Annotated in this window: 17 protein-coding genes; 9 read left to right on the forward strand and 8 right to left on the reverse strand. The window is 66.4% G+C overall.

The features are described 5' to 3' along the window. Positions 1–73: 73 nt before the first annotated feature. On the forward strand, positions 74–2,521 hold the full coding sequence (locus Q0894_RS02015) for an acyl-CoA dehydrogenase (protein ID WP_299231014.1): 2,448 nt from the start codon (positions 74–76) through the stop codon (positions 2,519–2,521). 184 nt (positions 2,522–2,705) lie between these two features. Here the strand turns inward: Q0894_RS02015 and Q0894_RS02020 are convergent, their stop codons facing one another. The 3 genes from Q0894_RS02020 to Q0894_RS02030 form a co-directional block, all read right to left on the reverse strand. Continuing rightward, a complete protein-coding gene (locus tag Q0894_RS02020; RefSeq protein WP_299231015.1) occupies positions 2,706–4,625 on the reverse strand; it encodes an SLC13 family permease in 1,920 nt (639 codons plus the stop codon). A 202-nt stretch (positions 4,626–4,827) separates the two neighbouring features. Continuing rightward, the gene (locus Q0894_RS02025) at positions 4,828–5,388 is read right to left on the reverse strand and encodes a carboxymuconolactone decarboxylase family protein (RefSeq protein WP_132041393.1); all 561 of its coding nucleotides are present in this window, start codon (positions 5,386–5,388) and stop codon (positions 4,828–4,830) included. Between the two features lie 14 nt (positions 5,389–5,402). After that, the gene (locus Q0894_RS02030; RefSeq protein WP_299231016.1) at positions 5,403–6,731 is read right to left on the reverse strand and encodes an aspartate aminotransferase family protein; all 1,329 of its coding nucleotides are present in this window, start codon (positions 6,729–6,731) and stop codon (positions 5,403–5,405) included. 143 nt (positions 6,732–6,874) lie between these two features. On the opposite strand from Q0894_RS02030, the gene Q0894_RS02035 reads away from it, so the two are divergent. Continuing rightward, the gene (locus Q0894_RS02035) at positions 6,875–7,780 is read left to right on the forward strand and encodes a MurR/RpiR family transcriptional regulator (RefSeq protein WP_299231017.1); all 906 of its coding nucleotides are present in this window, start codon (positions 6,875–6,877) and stop codon (positions 7,778–7,780) included. A 30-nt stretch (positions 7,781–7,810) separates the two neighbouring features. Here the strand turns inward: Q0894_RS02035 and Q0894_RS02040 are convergent, their stop codons facing one another. Next, on the reverse strand, positions 7,811–8,788 hold the full coding sequence (locus Q0894_RS02040) for an NADPH:quinone reductase (RefSeq protein ID WP_299231018.1): 978 nt from the start codon (positions 8,786–8,788) through the stop codon (positions 7,811–7,813). Between the two features lie 79 nt (positions 8,789–8,867). Beyond that, positions 8,868–9,440, reverse strand: coding sequence for a hypothetical protein (locus tag Q0894_RS02045; RefSeq protein WP_299231019.1), 573 nt, complete (start codon positions 9,438–9,440; stop codon positions 8,868–8,870). A 202-nt stretch (positions 9,441–9,642) separates the two neighbouring features. Between Q0894_RS02045 and Q0894_RS02050 the strand changes: the two genes are divergently transcribed. Further along, entirely contained in the window at positions 9,643–10,392 is a 750-nt protein-coding gene (locus tag Q0894_RS02050) for a glycerophosphodiester phosphodiesterase family protein (protein WP_299231021.1), read from the forward strand. A 77-nt stretch (positions 10,393–10,469) separates the two neighbouring features. Here the strand turns inward: Q0894_RS02050 and Q0894_RS02055 are convergent, their stop codons facing one another. The 3 genes from Q0894_RS02055 to Q0894_RS02065 all read right to left on the reverse strand — a co-directional run bounded on the left by Q0894_RS02055 (position 10,470) and on the right by Q0894_RS02065 (position 13,017). After that, positions 10,470–11,876 carry a xanthine/uracil/vitamin C permease gene (locus tag Q0894_RS02055; protein WP_299231023.1) on the reverse strand — a complete coding sequence of 469 codons (1,407 nt, stop codon included), beginning with the start codon at positions 11,874–11,876 and terminating at the stop codon, positions 10,470–10,472. A 282-nt stretch (positions 11,877–12,158) separates the two neighbouring features. Beyond that, positions 12,159–12,404 carry a GlsB/YeaQ/YmgE family stress response membrane protein gene (locus tag Q0894_RS02060; RefSeq protein ID WP_299231025.1) on the reverse strand — a complete coding sequence of 82 codons (246 nt, stop codon included), beginning with the start codon at positions 12,402–12,404 and terminating at the stop codon, positions 12,159–12,161. A gap of 67 nt (positions 12,405–12,471) precedes the next feature. Next, the gene (locus Q0894_RS02065; protein ID WP_299231027.1) at positions 12,472–13,017 is read right to left on the reverse strand and encodes a DUF924 family protein; all 546 of its coding nucleotides are present in this window, start codon (positions 13,015–13,017) and stop codon (positions 12,472–12,474) included. Positions 13,018–13,104: 87 nt separating this feature from the next. On the opposite strand from Q0894_RS02065, the gene Q0894_RS02070 reads away from it, so the two are divergent. From Q0894_RS02070 to siaA, 6 genes are all read left to right on the forward strand, one after another. Continuing rightward, positions 13,105–13,287, forward strand: coding sequence for a hypothetical protein (locus Q0894_RS02070; protein ID WP_161422179.1), 183 nt, complete (start codon positions 13,105–13,107; stop codon positions 13,285–13,287). Positions 13,288–13,299: 12 nt separating this feature from the next. After that, positions 13,300–14,691, forward strand: a complete 1,392-nt coding sequence (locus Q0894_RS02075) for a YcjX family protein (RefSeq protein ID WP_299231029.1) — start codon at positions 13,300–13,302, stop codon at positions 14,689–14,691. Continuing rightward, entirely contained in the window at positions 14,688–15,746 is a 1,059-nt protein-coding gene (locus Q0894_RS02080) for a YcjF family protein (protein ID WP_299231030.1), read from the forward strand. Before Q0894_RS02075 ends, Q0894_RS02080 begins: the two co-directional genes overlap by 4 nt. A gap of 83 nt (positions 15,747–15,829) precedes the next feature. Beyond that, positions 15,830–16,270: a universal stress protein gene (locus tag Q0894_RS02085; protein WP_299231032.1), complete on the forward strand. Its 441-nt coding sequence runs from the start codon at positions 15,830–15,832 to the stop codon at positions 16,268–16,270. Between the two features lie 167 nt (positions 16,271–16,437). Then, positions 16,438–18,378 carry an exoribonuclease II gene (locus tag Q0894_RS02090; RefSeq protein WP_299231034.1) on the forward strand — a complete coding sequence of 647 codons (1,941 nt, stop codon included), beginning with the start codon at positions 16,438–16,440 and terminating at the stop codon, positions 18,376–18,378. A gap of 200 nt (positions 18,379–18,578) precedes the next feature. Further along, the gene (gene siaA / locus Q0894_RS02095) at positions 18,579–20,597 is read left to right on the forward strand and encodes a biofilm regulation protein phosphatase SiaA (RefSeq protein WP_299231036.1); all 2,019 of its coding nucleotides are present in this window, start codon (positions 18,579–18,581) and stop codon (positions 20,595–20,597) included. Positions 20,598–20,601: the final 4 nt, after the last annotated feature.

Raw genomic sequence — 20,601 nt, forward strand, 5'->3', positions numbered from 1 at the left:
ACATCTAAGCTAATCTGGAAGAATTCAAACGTCTGTTCGATCTTTCATCGCCTACCCTCATCGGAGTCACTCTATGCTCACCCTGATCCTGCTGATCGTGGCCATCGTCGGCCTGCTGGCGGTGATGCGCCGCGAGGCGGGCGCCCTGCCCGCCCTGGCGGTACTCGCCATCACCGGCCTGGCCAGCCTGCTCGTCGCCTCCCCCGTGCTCGGCATCCTGCTGCTGCTTGGCGCCGCAGGCGTGGCCGCCGCCGGGCTGCCGGCCCTGCGCGGCAAGTGGTTGACCCCTCGCCTGTTTACCATGTTCAAGAAGGTCTCGCCCAGGGTCTCCGAGACCGAGCGCGTGGCGCTGGAGGCCGGCAGCGTCGCCTGGGACGGCGAGCTCTTCACCGGCAAGCCGAACTGGCAGGCCCTGCTCGACTACACCGACGAGGGGCTGAGCGAGGAGGAGCAGGCCTTCCTCGACAAGCAGTGCTCGGTGGCGGCCGGCATGTGCAATGCCTGGGATATCGCCAAGGAGCGGGCCGACCTGCCCCAGGAGCTGTGGGATCACCTCAAGCAGGAGCGCTACTTCGGGATGATCATTCCCAAGGAGTACGGCGGCCTCGGCTTCTCGGCCAAGGCCCAGTCGTTGGTGCTGCAGAAGCTGTCGATCAACGAGACCCTGATGGTCACCGTTGGCGTGCCCAACTCCCTGGGGCCGGGTGAGCTGCTGCTGAAGTACGGCACCGACGAGCAGAAGAACCACTACCTGCCCCGCCTGGCCGACGGCCGTGAGATACCCTGCTTCGGCCTGACCGGCCCTCGCGCCGGCAGTGATGCGACCTCGCTGCCCGATACCGGCGTGGTCTGCAAGCAGGTGATCGATGGCGAGGAGGTGATCGGCCTGCGCCTCAACTTCGAGAAGCGCTGGATCACCCTGGCACCCATCGCCACCGTGGTGGGCCTGGCCTTCCGCCTCTTCGACCCGGACCATCTGCTTGGCGAGGAAGAGGATCGCGGCATCACCCTGGCACTGATCCCTCGCGATACCGAGGGCATGGAGATCGGCCGCCGGCACCACCCCATCGGCAGCCCCTTCCTGAATGGTCCGATCCGCGGCAAGGATGTCTTCGTGCCCCTGGATACCATCATCGGCGGCGAGGCGATGATCGGCCAGGGCTGGCGCATGCTGGTGGAGTGCCTCTCGGTGGGTCGCTGTATCACCCTGCCCTCCGGTGCCACCGGCACCGCACGTTACGCCATCGGCTGGAGCGGTGGCTTCGCCCGCATCCGTCGTCAGTTCAATGTGCCCGTGGCCGAGATGGAGGGCGTTCAGGAGCCGCTGGCCCGCATGACGGCACTGGGCTATATCGCCCAGGCCGCGGTCTACCAGACCGCCAACACCATCGATCGTGGCGAGAAGCCGGCGGTCCCCTCGGCGATCCTCAAGAGCCAGCTCACCGAGTTTCAGCGGGTGATCCTCGGCGATGCCATGGATATCCATGGCGGCAAGGCGGTGACCCTGGGCCCGCGCAACTATCTGGGGATCGGCTATAGCGCCAACCCGGTGGCGATCACCGTGGAGGGCGCCAATATCATGACCCGCAACCTGATGATCTTCGGCCAGGGCGCCATCCGCTGCCATCCTTATGTCCTCGAGGAGCTGGCCGCCAAGGATGCCGATGATATCCAGGCCTTCGATCGCGCCTTCTTCGGCCATGCCGGCCTGATCTTCGGCAACGCCGCCCGCGCCTTCACCCAGGGGCTGGGCATCGGCAAGCCGGTGGTGCCCTTCGATGGCGAAGCCGCCCGCTACGCCCAGGAGATCGCCCGACTCTCCGCCGGCTTCGGACTCTGCGCCGATGCCGCCATGGCCAGCCTCGGTGCAACCCTCAAGCTGCGTGAAATGCTCTCCGCACGACTGGGCGATGTGCTCTCCAACCTCTACCTCGCCTCCATGGTGATCAAGCAGTGGCACGAGGGTGACAGGGTCGAGGGCGAGGAGGCCCTGCTTCACTATAGCTGTCAGCTACTGTTGGGCCGTGCTGAGCAGGCCCTGGATGAGCTGTTCGACAACCTGCCCAACCGTGCCCTCGCCGGTGTACTGCGGCGGGTGGTGATGCCACGGGGCAAGCGCTTCAAGCGCCCCCACGATGACCTGGCACGCCGCATCGCCCAGGCGGTTTCCCACGACAGCGCCCTGCGCACGAAACTGCTGGCCAATACCTGGAGCAGCGACGATGGTCCCGAGGCCAACTTCCTGGCCCGCTACAACGCCCTGCTGGCCACCCAGGAGCGCGCCGAGGATCTCTACCGCACGCTCAACAAGGCCTACGCCAAGGGCGAGCTTGCCGCCGATGCCCTGCATCCGGAGCAGCGGGTCGAGGCCGGCCTGGCCCAGGGGATCATTTCACAGGAGGATGGCGCCTTTATGCGCGAGCGCGAGGCCCGGGTACTGGAGCTGCTGACCGTGGACGACTTCGAGTACGACGCCTTCGTGACCGACAAGTCCAAGGTACTGCGCCATAACACCGCCTGACGCTCATCTACCTCTCCGTCGCATGCCCCGGCCAATGCCGGGGCATTTTCGTTCGGCCTCGGGCAGCGGTCCGTCTCTCCTTGGTTGTTCGCCTACCGCTGCCTGTACCACGCCCCCGGCTTCCTGTTTCCCACCCACTCCTTGCTTCTCTCGCACCTCGCCCCTCGTTCCTTGCACCCCGTTCCTACAAGGGCCAGACCAGCAGGATCATCGGCACGGTCACGGCCATCACCACCAGCGAAAGCGGCAACCCCAGCCGCCAGTAGTCACTGAAGCGATAACCACCGGGTCCCATCACCAGGGTATTGGACTGGTGGCCGATGGGGGTCAGGAAGGCACAGGAGGCGCTTACCGCCACCACCATCAGGAAGGGGTCCACCGAGGTTCCGAAGCCCGACGCCAGACTCGCGGCGATCGGCGCCATCAACAGCGCCGCGGCGGCATTGTTGACGATATTGGAAAGCACCATGGCGAGCAGGAAGAGCGCCACCAGCGTGACCACCACCGGCCAGTCGCTGCCCCAGGCGAGCATCGCCTCGGCGATGAGGGTCGCCCCGCCGCTGGTCTCCAGCGCTTCGCCCACCGGAATCATCGCCCCGAGCAGCACGATCACCGGTCCATCGATCGCCTGATAGCCCTCGCGCAGCGGCAGCACGCCGACCAGCAGCGAGACCAGAGCCGCCGTGGAGAGCGCCACCGCCGCCGGCAGAAGATCGAGCAGCATGGCCAGGATGGCGGCGGCGAAGATGGCGAGCGATACCAGCAGCATGCGCGGCTGCCCCAGGGTCAGATTGCGGCTAGCCAGCGGCAGGCAGCCCAGGGTCGACAGACTCTCGGCCAGCTCGCTCTCATCGCCCTGCAGCAACAGCACATCCCCGGCACGAAAGCGGATCTCGTGCAGGCGCTGCCTGAGGCGACCGCCATCCCGAGCAACGGCGACCAGATGCAGGCTGAACTGGTTCTGCAGTCGCAGCTGTGCCACCGTGCGGTTGATCATCTTCGAGTCGTTGCGCACGACGGCCTCGACCAGCTGCAACCCTTCGGTATCAACCCCCTTGTACTCCCTGTCCGATTTTCCGCTGGTCTTCCTGTCCACACTGTTGCGCTTGCTGTCATCCTCCAAGACAGCAGGGGCATGCTCCGGCGCGGCCTCCCCAGTGCCCTTCTCCTCTGCTTCCTCGCTATCGTGTCCCTCTTCTTTCTCCTGCCCCTCTTCGGCCTCCTTGCCCAGACGCAGCCCCGCCTTGTCCTCCAGCAGCTTCATCTCCTCGGGCCCCGCCTCCATCAGCAGGATATCCCCCTCTCTCAACACCCCGAAGAAGGCATGGCCGGCGCGGCGCTTCTCGTCGCGCACCACCGCCAGCACCGGCACCGCCTCCTTCAGCTTCTGCTGCAGCTCACGCAGGGTCAGCCCCCTGGCCTGGGAGTCTTCACCGACACGCAATTCGACCAGATAGTTGGCGGTGTCGAACATGGCCTCCGTGGAGGCCTTGCCCGCGCGCTGGGGCACCAGGCGCCAGCCGACCAGGAGAATGAAGATCAATCCCGCCAGGGCCACCGCCACGCCTACCGGCGAGAAGGAGAACATGCCGAAGCTCTCGCCGGTCACGCCGCCACGGTAGCTGGCGATAATGATATTGGGCGGGGTGCCGATCAGGGTGGTCAGTCCGCCCAGCAGCGACCCGAACGCCAGGGGCATCAGCAACAGCGAGGGGGAAATATCGTGTTCGCGCGCCATGCGCATGGCCACCGGCAGCAGCAGTGCGAGCGCTCCCACGTTGTTCATGACGCCGGAAAGCACCACGACCGTGCCCACCAGCACCAGCAACTGCAGGAAGAGGCGCTCGCCCACCTTGAGGAGCTGCTTGGCAATCAGGTCCACCACGCCAGAGCGTTCGAACCCCCGGCTGAGGACGAGGACAGCGGCAACCGTAATCACCGCCGGATGGCCGAAGCCCTGGAAGGCCTGATCGCCGGGAACCAGGCCCAGCACCACCGAGCCCAGCAGCGCGGCCATCGCCACCAGATCATAGCGAAAGCGCCCCCAGACAAAGGCTGCCAGGGTCGCGCCGAGGACGAGGAAGATCAGGGTGCTGTCGGCCATCGGTGCACCTCCCTGTGAGATCGGATGTCCACAGCATCGCCAGTCAGGCGCCCTGGCGACAAGTGTTTTCTACCGTTCGAGGCCGCCCCATCGCCTCTCGCCTGGCTACCAGGGGCAGACGGGCATCAGTCGGTGCGGGCAGGGTCGGATTCTTGTCCTTGTTCTTGCGAAGGATCACGTCCTCCGGGATGACGGTCGCCCATTACGGCTCGGCGAACGGCAGAGGCTCACTGCCCCGGCGCACCTCGAAGACGTTGAGGGTCATGGCTACCAGGGCGTAGTAGCCGAAGACCCCCACCAGCTCGACCACCGCCGGCTCGCCGAAGGCGGCCACCGCCTCGGCGTAGAGCGCCTCGTCGACGCGCCGAGTGGTGTAGAGGGTCGTGCCGAGGCGATACACCAGCGCCTCGTCGTCGCGCTCGAAGGCGGGCTCGCGGCCCGCCCGCAGGGCCTCGATCACCGCCTCATCGAGCCCCGCGTCGCGGGCGATGGGCGCGTGGATCTGCCACTCGGCCTGGGACCGCCACCAGGCCGCGGTGACGAGGATCGCGAGCTCGGTGAGCCGCAGCTCCAGGCGCGTGCCGTAGCGGCAGAAGGCGCCGAGGCGCTGGGCGTGGTCGGCCAGCTCCGGGCTGTGGATCCAGGCCAGGAAGGGGCCATCCAGATTGCCGCGCGGGCCGCTCAGGATGGCGTCCAGAACGCGGCGCTGCTCGGGGGCCATGGCGGCCTCGTCCAGGGGAGAGAGGCGGGAGTCGATCGACATCGGGCGGGGCTCCATTACGAGTGGGTGAGGACGCGCGTTAGCGAGGCGTCGAGCTTGTCGACGATCTCGTCCAGGTGGGCGTCGTCGAGGATGAAGGGCGGGGCCAGCAGGATATGATCGCCCCGGCGGCCGTCCAGGGTGCCGCCCATCGGGTAGCACATCAGGCCCTCGTCCATGGCGGCGCGCTTGACCGCCGCGTGCAGCTTGCGCTCGGGGTCGAAGGGCATCTTGGCGTCACGCTCGGCGACCAGCTCAAGGCCGCGGAAGAGCCCCCGGCCGCGGATATCGCCGACGTGGGGATGGTCGCCGAAGCGCGCCTCGAGGCGCTGCTGGAGCCCCTCGCCCAGACTCACGACCCGCTCGAGCAGGCCGCGCGCCTCGATGGTGCGCTGCACCGCCAGGGCGGCGGCGCAGGCGGTGGCGTGGCCGATGTAGGTGTGGCCGTGCTGGAAGAAGCCCGAGCCCTCGGCGATGGCCGCGCGGATCCGCTCGCTGACCAGGGTAGCGCCGATCGGCTGGTAGCCGGCCCCGAGGCCCTTGGCGATGGTCACCAGGTCCGCCGTCACGCCCTCCTGCTCGGCGGCGAAGAGGGTGCCGGTGCGGCCCATGCCGCACATCACCTCGTCGAGGATCAGCAGGATGCCGTGACGATCGCAGATCTCACGCACCCGCCTGAAGTAGCCCGGCACCGCGGGCACCGCGCCCAGGGTCGCACCGACCACCGGCTCGGCGACGAAGGCCATCACGTTCTCCGGCCCCAGGCGCTGGACCTCGGCCTCGAGTTCCGTGGCAAGGCGCTCGCCGTAGGCCGCCGGGGTCTCACCGGGGGCCTGGTCGCGATAGGCGTAGCAGGGGCTGACGTGGCTCACCTCCACCAGCAGCGGCTCGAACTGCTGCCGGCGCCAGGCGTTGCCGCCGGTGGCGAGCGCGCCCAGGGTGTTGCCGTGATAGCTCTGGCGCCGGGCGATCAGGTGCTTGCGCTGGGGCTCGCCGCGCTCGATGAAGTACTGGCGGGCAAGCTTCAGGGCCGCTTCCACCGCCTCGGAGCCGCCGGAGACGAAGTATACCGAGGAGAGGCCCGCCGGCGCCCGCTCGACCAGGAAGTCGGCCAACTCCTCCATCGGCTCGGTGGTGAAGAAGGAGCTGTGGGCATAGGCGAGTCGGCCCACCTGGTCCCGCACCGCCTCGATCACCTCGGCCTCGCTGTGGCCCAGGCAGGAGACCGCGGCGCCGCCGCAGGCGTCCAGGTAGCGCTTGCCTTGGGCGTCGATCAGGTAGGGACCCTCGCCGCCCACGGCGGTCGGGTAGGCCTGCTTCAGGTGACGGTGGAAGACGTGGCTCATGCGATCCTCTCGTAGGATGTGCAAATTCAAGAGCCATTCTGATTAAACGGAAATATATTTGCAAACAGATTCGACCCCATACTGACGCCAAGAACGACGATGGCTACAATGCGCGCTTCAGTCACTACAAGCCGATGCCCTTCATGAGCTCCCCCTCCTCCCAACGACCGGACACCCTCGATGATCTCGAGCAGCTGCTTGCCACCCTCGAGCAGGGCGAGGGGGCGGTGCGGCTGGGCAAGCGCTCGCGTCGGGTACTCGCGGCGATGGTCACAGCACCCCAGCAGGCCGCGGTCTCGTCGATCAGCGAACTGGCCGAACGGCTGGGCGTCAGCCCCTCGACCCTGTCGCGACTGGCCCAGCGGCTGGGATTCGACGGCTTCGCCGGCCTGCAGGCGGTGTTTCGCCGCCACATCACCGAGGGCAAGAGCTTCTATAGCGATCAGGTCTCGCGCCTGCTGGACAGCGAGGGAGATGACGATGCCCTCGCCCGGCTGGCCCGCCTGGGCCGCCAGGAGAGCGCCAATATCGCCGACACGGTGGCGGGGATCGATGGTGAGGCCTTCACCGAGGCGGCAGGGCTGCTGGTGGAAGCGAAGCGCGTGCGGGTTCACGGCATGCGCCAGTTCGCCTCGCTGGCCTCCTTCCTGGCCTATGGCCTGGGCATGCTGCGCGCCGATGCCGCACCGCTGGACGCCGTTCGCCACGGTGTGGCGGACGCCCTGGCCCAGCTCGAGGCGGGGGACGTGCTGGTGGTGGCAAGCTGCTTTCCCTACACCCCCAGCGTGCTGGCAACGGCGGAGGTAGCGGCGCGCCAGGGCGTGCGCGTCATCGCCCTGACCGACTCTCGGGGCTCACCGCTCGCCCGGGTGGCGCACCACGTCTTTCCGGTGCCCGACCACAGCCTCTTCTTCAGCAACAGCATGTGCGCCTTCATGCTGCTGGCCGAGGGGCTGCTCTGCGAGGTGGCGAACCGACTCGGCGATGCGGGGCTCGCCTCGCTGAAGCGGCGCGAGCAGTTGATCGGCGAGCTCAGCGAGTCGCTGTAGGTGCAGCTCGCGCCTTAGGCAGGAAGCCGTTCAGGGAATCAGGATGGTGGAACCGGTGGTCTGGCGCCCCTGCAGGGCGTCCTGGGCCTTGCCGGCCTCGGCCAGCGGGTAGCGCTGGGCGATATCGACCTTGACCTTGCCGCTCTTGAGCATCTCGAACAGCTCGGCGGCCATCATCTCGAGACGCTCGCGGGTATCGGCGTAGCCGTTGAGGCTGGGTCGGGTGGTGAAGAGCGACCCCTTCTGGTTGAGGATGCCGAGATTGACGCCCTCCACGGCCCCCGAGGCGTTGCCGAAGCTGACCATCAGCGAGCGCGGCTTGAGGCAGTCCAGCGATATCTCCCAGGTGTCCTTGCCCACCGAGTCGTAGACCACATCACACATGGCACCATCGGTGAGTTCGCGCACCCGTTCGACCACGTTCTCCCGGGTGTAATCGATGGTCGCCCAGGCACCATTCTGCTCGGCGAGTGCCGCCTTCTCCGGCGAGCTCACCGTGCCGATCAGCTTCACCCCCAGCGCCCTGGCCCACTGACAGGCGATGGAGCCCACGCCGCCGGCGGCGGCGTGCCAGAGGATGGTCTCACCGGCCTCGAGGCGGTGGGTCTGACGCATCAGGTACTGCACGGTCAGTCCCTTCAGCATGCTGGCCGCGGCGGTTTCGAAGTCGATGCCCTCGGGCAACACCACCACCTTGTCGGCAGGCAGGGTATGCAGCTCGGCATAGGCGCCCAGGGGTCCCTGGGCGTAGGCGACGCGATCGCCCTCCCGAAGGTGCGTCACGCCCTCGCCCACCGCGTCAACCACCCCGGCCGCCTCGGTGCCGAGGCCGGTGGGTAGCGCGGGTGCCGGATAGAGGCCGGTACGGAAGTAGATGTCGATGAAGTTCAGGCCGACGGCCCGGTTGGCGACCCTTACCTCGCCGGGACCGGGGTCCGCCGGGGCGACGTCGACAAGCTCGAGGACCTCGGAGCCGCCGGTACGAGACAACTGGATACGCTTGGCCATGTCGCTGTTTTCCTTTGCTGGCTACTGGATGAACCCACCAGTCAAGCGCCAAGGCCTCCTGCGGTCAAGTCGTGCCCCTTCAAAGGGTGGCGGGAAAGGCTTCCAGGCCGCGGATAAAGCGCGCCTTGTAGTCATCGAACTGTTGACGGTCCTGTTTGAAGGACTGGATCACCGAGGCCTCGTCGAAGGCCAGCGCCTGTGGCAGGTCCTCCAGCGAGGTGGCGGGATGCTTGGGTCCCAGGCCGATATGCACACCGGCCCCGCCGTCCAGCCAGCGTGAGATCCCCGCTTCGCTGAAGCGTCTCTTCTGCTCATCGTCCTGGGTATCGACGCGCAGGGGCGCCTTGAGCGCCAGCTCGGCGACCAGGCGTTCGGCCGGCCGCGTCACGCTCTGTTGGTCGAGCTCGGCCAGCAGCATCACGGTCATGCTGCTGCCATGCTCGTCAAGTACCAGCAGGGCCAGCGCGACGGGGCGCGCCTGATCATCCACCAGCGCCAGCACCCTGGCCGCCTCCTGTTCGACCAGCACCGCCAGGGTGCCGGCAAAGGTGGCCAGGGGGCGAAGGCCAGCCTCATGGCCATAGGCCTCGGCGCAGAGCCGCGCCAGGCACGCCTCGCGCTGGTGGGGGTTGTTGATATTCACGACTCTCATCTCACTCTCCTGCACCGGCGGCGGCGCTCTGGCTGCATCGAATCTGGCTGCATCGAAAGTGGCGCAGCCTACCATATCCCGACCAGACCCTATCCAGACCAAACCCTATCCAGACCATATATCCAGAACAGGAGGATGACGATACGCTAGGGCGGCTATTTCACCGCCGGTGACGGCGCTTCGCTGACCAGGACGATGGCTGATGCTCCACCCCGATATCTCACTTCCCCGCCTGATAGCCCACCGCGGCCTCTCTTCTCGAGCCCCCGAGAATACGCTAGTCGCCGTGCGCGCCGCCCATAACGCCGGCTGTAGCTGGGTCGAGCTTGACGTTCAGTTGCTGGGCGATGGCACCCCGGTGATCTGGCATGACGCCGGGATCCGGCGCTGCTCCGATGCCCGCGGCAGGCTTGCCGATCTTGACCTGCCCGCCGCTCGGCGGCTCGACGTGGGGGGCTGGTTCTCCGATGCCTTCCGTGGCGAGCGTATCGCCACCCTGGACGAGATGCTGACACTGATCGACGAGCTGGGGATGGGCCTCAACCTGGAGCTCAAGGTCAACCGTGGGCGCAATGCCGAAGCGCTGGTCAAGGCGTCGCTTCCGGCCACCCTCGAGGCCCTGCCCCCGGAACGGCTGATCGTCTCCTCCTTCAATGACCAGGCCCTGAGCCAAGCGCGCCGGCTGGCGCCCGCTTCGCGGCTGGCGCTGGGTGTCCTCTTCGAGGGGGTCGGTCGCGGCTGGCAGAAGCGCTGCGCCGGGCTCGAGGCCTACAGCATCCATGCCGACTGGCGTCGGCTGAGTCGTCGAGCGGCCGAAGCGATCAAGGGGGATGGCTACGCCCTGCTCTGCTATACCCCCAACGACCCGACCGCCTTCACCCATCAATGGCAGTGGGGGGTCGATGCGGCGATCAGCGATGTCCCTGATCGCTTTATCGATCACCTGCCCTGACCCGCCGGTCGCCGCTCCTCAACGACCACGGGCCGCTCAGAGGCGGCCCGTGGTCGTTGTGCATGACGCCCCTGCCGTCAGCGCTCGACGGGATCGACCCCGTCGCTTTCTACCGCCATGTCCTCTTCTACATGGATCGGCTCCTGCTCCTCGACCTCACGGGCGCCGCGCAGGCGATGCTCGACCAGGAAGTAGAGCACCAGGCCCACGCCCAGTCCCCAGGCGGCACCATGAGTAGCCAACACCACCCCCATGATGCCGGCCACTCCCATGGCAGTAGCGTTCTTGATCTGCTCCACCGCCACGGCGATACACAGATAGCCGGTAATCAGCAGGGTAATGGACAATGCGATGGGCAACACTGGCCGGAACAGGGTGATCAGAGGCAGCATGAACAGGGCCAGGAAGCCGACGATCCAGAACACCGAAGCCCCGCCATAGATGGTATCCATCGCCTTGCGGCCATAACGGTAACGCTCGGCCACGGTGGCCATGGCCCCGGTGAACAGCGGGCCGGCCAGGCCCGGGTAGGGTGCCAGCAGCGAATGCATCAGATTGCGCAAACCGGTGATCAGGTGAACACGGTCGACATTGACCTCGATCTTCTCGTCGGGTCGCAGGTGATCGACACGCTTGATCAGGCTCTGGCCGACGATGATGTCACCGAAGGCGATGATATAGGCAATGATCGCGGTGGGCACGGCGGCCAGCAGCAGCTCGACGCCGGGCAGGCCAACCGTGAAGGGCAGATAGGCCCAGATGCCACTGAAGTCCGGTACGGCCACGCCCCACTCCACCGCCGGCAACGGATATTCCGCCACCCCCCAGCCGATGGCCATGGTCACCAGCATGCCGGGTACCATGCCGTACGAAGCGATGTTACGCGCCCAGCGATACTTCTCGGTCAGGTCACGAAAGGAGAGCGAAAACAGCACATAGAGGGTCACCAGCCCACCGATTCCCAGCGAGATGGGCGTGCTGTAGAGCCGCCCTCCTTCGCTGATCTCCCCGCTGATGGCCGCAATGCCGGCACCCAGCAGGATGCCCGCCTTGATGGAGTCCGGCACGTTATTGACCAGCTTCGAGCCGAGCCGGGTAACCGCCATGATCAGGAAGATGGCAGTCACCACCAGCTGCAGCGCGACCATGGCGCGAATCGCCTCTGGCCCGGGAGTGAAGTCGCTGAGAAATAGCAGAACCACCGGAATCGCGGGAGTAATCCAGCCGGCTATAAAGGGCACGCCCAGCAGAGGTGGCAACATGAAGCCAACCCCGCACACTACCACGTAAGCCAGTGCCACCTCATAGGGCAGCCCCAGATACTGCTCGAGCAGCGGAATCATGCCCATGGCGATGACAAACATCACCAGCGCCTGAATGGTCTCGGGAATTTCCCAGCGGAAGTGGATGAAGGGCAAGCGGAGCTTGAAGGGGCCCAGCGGCCAGTAGGGGTGTTCGTCACCGTGTTCGCGTTTCAGCAGCACCGAGGTATCCTCATGAATTCTGGTTATATCGCGTTGAGTCCTTGTATCGTTGTTGTTATGCCCAAGAGGTTTTACGTGCATGCTGCAGTTGCGAACATACGACTTTGGGTCAGCACCGCCCTTGCCGACAACGGCCATGTTGTCGACAGGAAAACACAAAACCCGACCATTCCATCAAGATGAGGTAGTTTTAGACGCAAATGGGCGCCGTTACTGTCAACAATAACGGCGCCCATTAGTGTAAAAAACGTTAGTGTAAACTTTAGTCCTGTTCGACCTTCGCTACCTCTTCTTCACCTTGCTGATGATCCATAGCAGGATCAGCGCGCCGACCACGGCACTGAACAGCGACCCCAGAAACCCGCCGGTACCCATGCCGAGGATCTGCTTGAAGATAAAGCCGCCGATCACCGCGCCGACCACACCGACGCCAATGTTCCCGAGAAGACCGAAGCCCCCTCCCCGCATGATATGACCGGCGATCCAGCCGGCCAGGCCACCGATAATCAACCAGGCGATAATTCCCATGATGCCTCCCGTATCTGTCGTGATGAATAATGAGTGGTGAGTGTGATGTGGCGCCAGTGTAAAGACGCTAGAAGGAAGAGCCCGGTTGCGCCAGAAACTCCAGCTCCTCGGGGGTAGAGTCGCGGCCCAGGATGGCATTGCGGTGGGGATAACGCCCGAAGCGCAGAATGATCTCGCGATGACGATGCTCGACACCCAAGTGCCTCTCGAGGCCCGGCTGATCGAACAGCCATGCTGCCTGCTCGTGGATCACCGCCGACTCGCTATGCATGAAGGGCATATACAGGAACGCTCGCCTCTTGGGCGGCAGCTCGGCATCGTCGCCGCAAGCCACCGCTTCCTGCGCGAGTACCAGCGCCATGGGATCGGCAGCGAAAGCCGCCGGGGTGTCGCGATGAATATTGCGCGAGAACTGGTCGAGCACGATGATCTCGCCGAGTCGACCCGCCGGCGTCTCTCGCCAGCGCCACAGCTCGCCACGACAGGCCGCGGCCAGACAGGCACCGAAGCGCCTGGCGATCTCGGCATCCAGACGCGAATCCTTGCGGAACCACTGAGCCGGCTTGAGTTCATCGAACCAGAACGTCAGCACCTCATCTTGGGTCGTCTTCATAAGCCATCCTTGATTGCTGCGCTGCCGCTTGCCCGACTCTCCTGATACCATCCCCGACGTGACACCACAAGCGAGGAGCGTTATCGCATGAATCCCGACCCTCTCTGGTCGATGATCACCTATCTGTTCAATATCCTCGGCATGCTGATCTGCCTGGGGGGCCTGAGCCTGGCTCATTACAGCCGCCACCTGTGGCCGGGACGCATCATCGCCGGCGCGGGATTCCTGCTGGCCGCTTCACCGACCCTCTACGGCCTTGTTGCCGGCTGACGGAGCCCCCGCATGCGCCAGCCCTTCACCCGTGAGCTACAGGACCTGCTGGAACGCGGCCGCGACCGCCAGCTGCGGCTGGCCGTCACCGGCCTCTCCCGCGCCGGCAAGACCGCCTTTCTCACCTCCCTGGTCAACCAGCTGCGTCATGCCGGCCTGGAGGCACGCCTGGACCTGCTGCCCGCCGCCAGGGAGGGCCGCCTGCTGGGGGCCCGGCGTGTCAGCCAGCAGGACCTGGGAGTGCCACGCTTTCCCTACGACCAGGCCATGGCGGCACTCTCGGCGACCCCGCCACGCTGGCCGGAGCCGACCCGCGGCATCAGCGAACTGCGCCTAACCATCCGCTACCGTCCGGCACGCCCCGGCCTGCTGGGGGGCGACTCCCGCCAGCTGACCCTGGACCTCTTCGACTACCCGGGCGAATGGCTCCTCGACCTGCCGCTGCTGGGCCTGGACTATCCGGGCTGGTGTGCGCGACAACACACCCTGGAAGGCAACCAGCGAGCTGCCCACTTCGCTGACTGGCAGGCCGCGGTCGCCAGACTCGACCTCGCCGCCGAAGCCGACGAGGCGCAGCTGGCCGAGATCAGTGAGCTCTTCGCCGCCGGACTGCGCAGCGCCCGGGAGGCGGGCTTCGCCGATCTGCAACCCGGTCGCTTCCTGCTTCCCGGGGACCTGTCCGGTGCGCCGGTCCTGCAGTTCTTCCCGCTGCCCGGGGTTTGCGACACGGATCCCGCGCTGCTGGCCAGCCTGCCCGAGTCGAGCAACTACGCCACCCTGGCGCAGCGCTTCCGCTACTATCAGCAGCATGTGGTGCGCCCCTTCTATCGCGAACATTTCCGGCGTTTCGATCGTCAGATCGTGCTGGTCGATCTGCTGGGAGCGCTGAATGCCGGTCCCGAGCGTTTCCAGGACCTCTCCCGGGCACTCGCCAACCTGATGCAGAGCTTCGATTACGGCCAGCGCAGCCTGCTCTCGCGGCTGTTCGCCCCGCGCATCGACCGTCTGGCCATCGCCGCAACCAAGGCGGATCATGTGACGCCCGAACAGCACCCTCGCCTGGTGGCACTGCTCGAGGCCCTGCTGGCCGAGCCCCTCAAGGATCTGCGCTATGCCGATGTCCCCGTACGCGCCCTGTCACTGGCGGCGGTTCGTGCCAGCGAGTCGCGCGAGGTCGAGAGCCAGGGGCGGCACACCCCGGCGCTGCGCGGCACCGGTCTCGATGGCGGACCGCTGCTGATCTACCCCGGCGAGGTGCCGGAGCGACTTCCCGACGACGCCTTCTGGGCGCGTCAGGGCTTCGACTTCCCGGCCTTCCGCCCGTTGCCCATGGAAGATGGTGCCCTGCCTCATATCCGCATGGATGCCGCCCTCGACTGGCTGATCGGAGACAAGCTGACGTGAGCACGCCCCATGACCCCCGCCCCGGACGGCGTTTCTCCCTCGAGGAGCCGGCCCCATCCTCCACACCAAGGGATCCGCGCCCACCCGAGGCCTATGCCCACGACCTGCCGAGCCAGGCGCTGACAACGAGCCATGAGCCAGCCGGGCCGGTGCTGGAAGCCAGCCTCGGGCGCCCCCGCAAGCGCCGCTGGGGGCTGCTGGTGCTGCTTGGCGGCACCCTGGGGCTGGGGGCCGTCGAGGCCGGCACCACCTTGTATGCCGCCGGCATCGGCGGGGACTGGCTGGCCAGCGCCTGGAGCCTGCTGCTGCTGATCGCCCTGGGCCTCGGCGCAAGCGCCCTCGGCCGCGAGCTATGGCGATTGCGCCGCCTGCGGCGTCATGACCGGCTGCGCAAGCGCCTGGGCGGCCTCGACACGGCCACCCGCGGCGAGGCCGATGCGACCGCCGATGCCCTGCGCCGCGCACTGAACCTGGATACCGACCACCCGCACTGGCAGGCCTTCCAGACGGCGCGACAACCCCATCACGGCGCGACCGAACTGCATACCCTGCTCGACCATCACCTGCTGGCACCACGCGACCGGGCGGCCCGCCGCTTGGTTTCGCGCATGTCCGGCGAGACCGCGGTCATGGTGGCGGTCAGCCCGCTCACCCTGGTGGACATGTCGCTGGTGGCCTGGCGCAGCCTGGCGATGGTCGACCGCCTGTGTCGCCTCTACGGCCTGGAGCTGGGTTATGCCGCCCGCCTGCGCCTGCTGCGTGATGTGCTGCGCCAGATGGCCTTCGCCGGCGCCACCGAGATGGCCGGTGAGGCCGGCATGGAGATGCTCTCGATGAACCTGGCCGGGCGCCTCTCCACACGGGCTGCCCAGGGGCTTGGCATCGGCCTGACCAGTGCGCGCCTAGGGCTGCGCACCCAGCGCCTGGTTCGTCCGCTGCCCTTCGACGATGAGCAGGCCCCGCGCCTGGCGGATCTGCGCCGAGAGCTATGGCAGCAGCTGCGTCGCCTCGAAGCGGAGGGAGAGCGTGCCGGACCTGATACAGGTCAAGGTTAAGCCCACCGCGCACCATCGCACATGACCCCGGCAGGGAAAGCGACTAGGCTCGAGATAGCCCCTGACCAATAAGGAGTCTCACCGTGTACACCTCCATCCTGGTTCCCGTCGATGGCTCCAAGCACGCCCAGCAGGCGCTCGCCGTGGCCTGCCAGCTGGCACAGCAGAGTGAGGCCAAGCTAGTCCTGCTGCATATCCCCGAAAAGCTCGCCCACGATACGTTGCTGGTGTGGGGCATCGGCGCCGTCGACCTCAAGGCCACCGACGAGGAGCTCGAGGCAGCCGGTCGCAAGATCGTGGAGCGCGCCGAGCAGGCCGCCCGCGATGCCGGCATCTCCAACGTCGAGACGATGATCACCCAGGGCGACCCGGCCCGCGCCATCCTCAGCGAGTCACACAAGCGAGGCGTCGACGCCATTGTGATGGGCAGCCGCGGCCTCAGTGACCTCAAGGGCTTCGTGGTCGGCAGCGTCTCCCACAAGGTGGCTCACGCCGCCGAGTGCTCGGTGATCACGGTAAGTTGAGCCCCCTGGACGAGCCAGATGACGGCGCCAGCAGGCGCCGTCCTGCGTTATCGGCACCCGTGAAGTGCGCCAAGCCACTGATTCATGGCGCGCCCTCGCGCCACGTTTGGCGCGGCGATCGGGAATCCGTATAGTGGCCAGCCTACCCCCGCCACACGTTCGTGATCATGCTGCAGAACAACGCCTTGCTTGCCCAGCTCAAGCAACAGATTCGCTCCACCACCCCTCGTGTCGAGGGCGTGATCAAGGCCACCGAGAAGGGCTTCGGCTTTCTCGAAACCGATGAGGGCGACTCCTACTTCGTACCGCCCCCCGCCATGAAGCAGGTGCTGCATGGCGATCGCGTGGCAGCGGTGCTTCATGAGGAGGGCGAGAAGAAGAGCGTCGAGCCCGACACCCTCATCGAACAGGGACTGGAGCGCTTTATCGCCCGGGTCCAGAAGCGCGATGGCCGGCTGGCCGTGGTGCCGGACCACCCCTCCATCAAGAATGTCCTCAAGGCCCGCATCAAGCGCAGCCTCGATGAGAGCACCATCGGCGATGCCGACTGGGTGGTGGCACGTCTGGTACGCCACCCCCTTAAGGCCGACGACCGCGGCTTCTTCACCCAGATCGACGAACTGGTGGCCAAGGCCGATGACCCGGCCGTGCCGTGGCGCGTGACCCTCGCCCGCCACGCCCTGGAGCAGGAGTGCCCGGACGCCGGTGACGACTGGCCGCTGCGGGACGAGGGCCTCGAGCGAGTGGACCTGACCGCCGAGCCGTTCTTCACCATCGACGGCGAGAAGACCCGCGACATGGACGATGCGCTGCGCATCGTGCCACGTGCGGAGGGCGGCTGGGACCTCAGCGTGGCCATCGCCGACCCCACCGCCTACGTCGAGGAGGGGCATGCCGCCGACCTCGAGGCACGCACCCGTGCCTTCACCGTCTACCTGCCGGGCCAGAACGTCACCATGCTGCCCGAACAGCTGGCCGACGACCTCTGCTCGTTGTGGGAGGACAAGGAGCGCCCCGTGCTGGCCTGCACGCTGACCGTGCACGCCGATGGCAGCCTGGGCGACTACCGTTTCTTCGCCGCCACCGCGATGTCGCATGCCCGACTGGCCTACGACCGGGTATCCGACTGGCTCGAGGGCCAGGGCGAGTGGGCGCCGGCAGACGCGATCGGCGAGCAGCTCAAGGCGCTGCGCGACCTCACCGAGGCACGCAGTGCCTGGCGTGCCGAGCACGCCCTGGTGTTCAAGGATCGCCCCGACTTCGTCTTCGATCTGGACAGTGCCGGCAATGTGCTGGATATCCGCACCGAGGAACGGCGTATCGCCAATCGCATGATCGAAGAGTCGATGATCGCCGCCAACGCCTGCTGTGCCGATCTGCTGTCGGAGCATATCGGCCACGGTATCTTCAACGTGCACCGCGCCTTCGAGGATGACAAGGCCGAGGCCGCCCAGGAGTTCCTGGCCAGCCAGGAAATCGCCGTGGAGCGCGAGGCGCTTACCGAGCTGCCCCGCTACAGGGAGCTCAAGCGTGAGCTGGAAGGCCGCGATGACGCCTGGCTCGACGCCCGCCTGCGCCGCTTCCAGGGCTTCACCAGCATGTCGGCCAAGCCCGGTCCGCACTTCGGCCTGGGCCTCCCCGCCTACGCCACCTGGACCTCTCCGATCCGCAAGTATGGCGACATGGTCAACCATCGCCTGATCAAGCGGGTACTCAAGGGGGAGCAGGCACCGGCCGAGGCGAGCCTCGAGCTCACCGAGCAGCTCACCGAGCGGCGCCGTCTCAACCGGATGGCCGAGCGTGACGTCAAGGACTGGCTCTACGTGCGCTACCTGACACCGGCCGCCGAGTCCCAGGAGACCTTTGACGCCGAGATCATCCAGATCAACCGCGGCGGCATGCGCGTGCGCCTGACGGCCAACGGCGCCACCGCCTTCGTGCCGGCACCGATGATGCACAGTGAGCGCACCAAGGTCGCCATCGACGACAAGGAAGGACGTATCCAGATCGAGAGCGAGGAGCGCTACAAGCTAGGCGATCACGTTCGCGTGGCGCTGATCGAGGCCCGCGAGGAGACCCGCTCGCTGGTGGCGCGCCCGGCCGAGTAATCTCGCCTCTCCCCAAGAAGCACGCAAGCTCGCAGGCGATTGCCATGCCGATTGCTCCATGGCGATCGCCCTGCTCCCTCCCGCGTCGAGGGTCGTCGAACGACGGCAATTGTGGCATTGTTTATCCAACAATGAAGAACAAGGGTTCCGAATAAGCCGGTCATGCCTGGCCGCTTCGGGATCGACGCAAGGGAAACCCCATGGCCTATCGCTGGGGACTGCGCGGACAGTCCACCCTGAGCCTGCTGCTGGCCTGCCTGCTGGCCCTGATTCCAGCCCTTCTGATCGGCTGGCTGGCTCTCGACAATGTCCGCCACCACTTCGCCACACGCTACGCCGAGCAGTACACCCTTCTGCACATGCAGAAGATTCTGACCCCCGTTTCCCGTGAGCTGGCTCTCTCCCGACGCTTCGCCGACTCGGTAGTGACCCGAGAATGGCTCAGCGAGCCGGACCATGCGGCACGCCGTGACCGCTTCTTCCGCGAGGCCAGAGGGTTTCGCCAGCAGTTCAGTGGTGACGCCTACTTCATCGTCAACCACGAGACCGGCAACTATTACTACAATGACGGCCTTGCCCCTCAGAGCCGCCTTCCTCGCTACCGGGTCGTTCCCGACGATCCCGACAACGCCTGGTACTTCGCGACCATGGCCGGCGGCGACAGCTACAACATCAATGTCAACCTCGACGCCAAGCTAGGGCTGGCCAAGGTCTGGTTCAACGTCAAGATCATGGATGGCGACCGGCCGCTGGGTCTGGCCGGCGGCGGCCTCGACCTGAGCCGCTTCCTCGACGAGTTCATGCGCAGCAGCGCCCCCGGCCTGACGCCGCTTATCATCGATGCCCGGGGCGCCATTCAGGCCCACCCCGACCGCAGCCAGCTGGCGCTGAGCTCCGGCGCACTGACCGACCTCAACGATGACGCCCCCCACCTGCAGGCGATGCTCGGCAACGACGCCCAGCGCAACCGGCTGGAGGCGTCAATCGCCGATGTGCAGCGATATCCCGGCACGGTAGCCACCCTGGAAGCCGAGCTCGAGGGTGCACCGCGCCTGATCACGCTAGGCTATATCCCAGAGCTCAAGTGGCTGGTAGTGACGGCCCTGGATCTGAAGAGCGCCCCGCTTATCGACAGCCGCTGGTTTCTGCCCCTGGCGAGTGCCCTGCTGCTGGTTTTCCTGATCCTGCTGGCGGGATTCGCCTATGGCATCGAACGCCTTGTTCTCGCTCCCCTGCGCCGGCTACAGCATTCGGCCCAGGCCATCGCCAGCGGCGACTACGACAGCCGCCTGCCAACCGAGCGCAGCGACGAAATCGGCGAGCTGTCGAGGGCCTTCTCGCATATGGCAGGTCAGATACAGCGTCACACTCGCGAACTGGAGGAGAAGGTTCGCCAGCGAACCCAGGCCCTGGAGTCCAGCAATGCGCGGATGACCGCGGCCCGCCGCCAGATCGACGCCTCTCTTGAGTATGCCAGCATCATCCAGCGCGCCATCCTTCCCGACCGACAACTGGCACGCCACCTGGCCGACCGCCATGCGCTTCTGTGGCGACCGCGAGACCAGGTCGGCGGTGACTTCTATATCTTTCATGCCACCGATGGGGGCTATCTGATGGGGGTAGTCGACTGTGCCGGGCATGGTGTGCCGGGGTCGCTGATGACCATGCTGGCTCGAGCGATCATCGACCACGCCATCCTCAAGGTGGGAGCCGACGACCCGGCGGCTATCCTCAACGAGACTCACCGCCAGAATCGCGAGACGCTGCATCACGAGAGCCTGCCCGCCTCCATCGCCACCAACATGGATATCGGCCTGGTCTGGATCGAGCGCGACGGCGGACAGCTGACGTTCGCCGGCGCCAAGATGTCTCTCTATGCCAGCGACGGTGAGGAGCTGGCGATCTACCCCGGCGGCCGCCGCGCCCTGGGTCAGAGGCGCGCGATGACCTACGAGAATCGCATTATGCCGCTGCATGATCACTGGACCTACTCCCTCTGCTCAGATGGCTTCCTCGACCAGGCGGGGGGCGAGCATGGCTTCGGTTTTGGCAATGCCCGCTTCGAGCAGATGCTCAAGCGCCATGCCACCGCCCCGCTTGACCAGCAGATCGCCCGCTACGAAGCGGAGCTCGATGCCTATCGTGGCCAGCATCCCCAGCGCGACGACATTACCCTGCTATGCTTTCGCTTCATGCCGGCCGAGCCAGCGGATACCTGATCAC

The organism is uncultured Halomonas sp. (assembly GCF_947501415.1).
GTDB lineage: Bacteria > Pseudomonadota > Gammaproteobacteria > Pseudomonadales > Halomonadaceae > Halomonas.

Coding starts and splice junctions, on each gene's coding strand:
- Q0894_RS02060 (WP_299231025.1), bottom strand. CDS start 12,404: ATGGGAATTATCGCCTGGTTGATTATCGGTGGCCTGGCCGGCTGGATC.
- Q0894_RS02065 (WP_299231027.1), bottom strand. CDS start 13,017: ATGAAGACGACCCAAGATGAGGTGCTGACGTTCTGGTTCGATGAACTC.
- Q0894_RS02070 (WP_161422179.1), top strand. CDS start 13,105: ATGAATCCCGACCCTCTCTGGTCGATGATCACCTATCTGTTCAATATC.
- siaA (WP_299231036.1), top strand. CDS start 18,579: ATGGCCTATCGCTGGGGACTGCGCGGACAGTCCACCCTGAGCCTGCTG.
- Q0894_RS02030 (WP_299231016.1), bottom strand. CDS start 6,731: ATGAGCCACGTCTTCCACCGTCACCTGAAGCAGGCCTACCCGACCGCC.
- Q0894_RS02075 (WP_299231029.1), top strand. CDS start 13,300: ATGCGCCAGCCCTTCACCCGTGAGCTACAGGACCTGCTGGAACGCGGC.
- Q0894_RS02025 (WP_132041393.1), bottom strand. CDS start 5,388: ATGTCGATCGACTCCCGCCTCTCTCCCCTGGACGAGGCCGCCATGGCC.
- Q0894_RS02045 (WP_299231019.1), bottom strand. CDS start 9,440: ATGAGAGTCGTGAATATCAACAACCCCCACCAGCGCGAGGCGTGCCTG.
- Q0894_RS02020 (WP_299231015.1), bottom strand. CDS start 4,625: ATGGCCGACAGCACCCTGATCTTCCTCGTCCTCGGCGCGACCCTGGCA.
- Q0894_RS02040 (WP_299231018.1), bottom strand. CDS start 8,788: ATGGCCAAGCGTATCCAGTTGTCTCGTACCGGCGGCTCCGAGGTCCTC.
- Q0894_RS02090 (WP_299231034.1), top strand. CDS start 16,438: ATGCTGCAGAACAACGCCTTGCTTGCCCAGCTCAAGCAACAGATTCGC.
- Q0894_RS02050 (WP_299231021.1), top strand. CDS start 9,643: ATGCTCCACCCCGATATCTCACTTCCCCGCCTGATAGCCCACCGCGGC.
- Q0894_RS02015 (WP_299231014.1), top strand. CDS start 74: ATGCTCACCCTGATCCTGCTGATCGTGGCCATCGTCGGCCTGCTGGCG.
- Q0894_RS02035 (WP_299231017.1), top strand. CDS start 6,875: ATGAGCTCCCCCTCCTCCCAACGACCGGACACCCTCGATGATCTCGAG.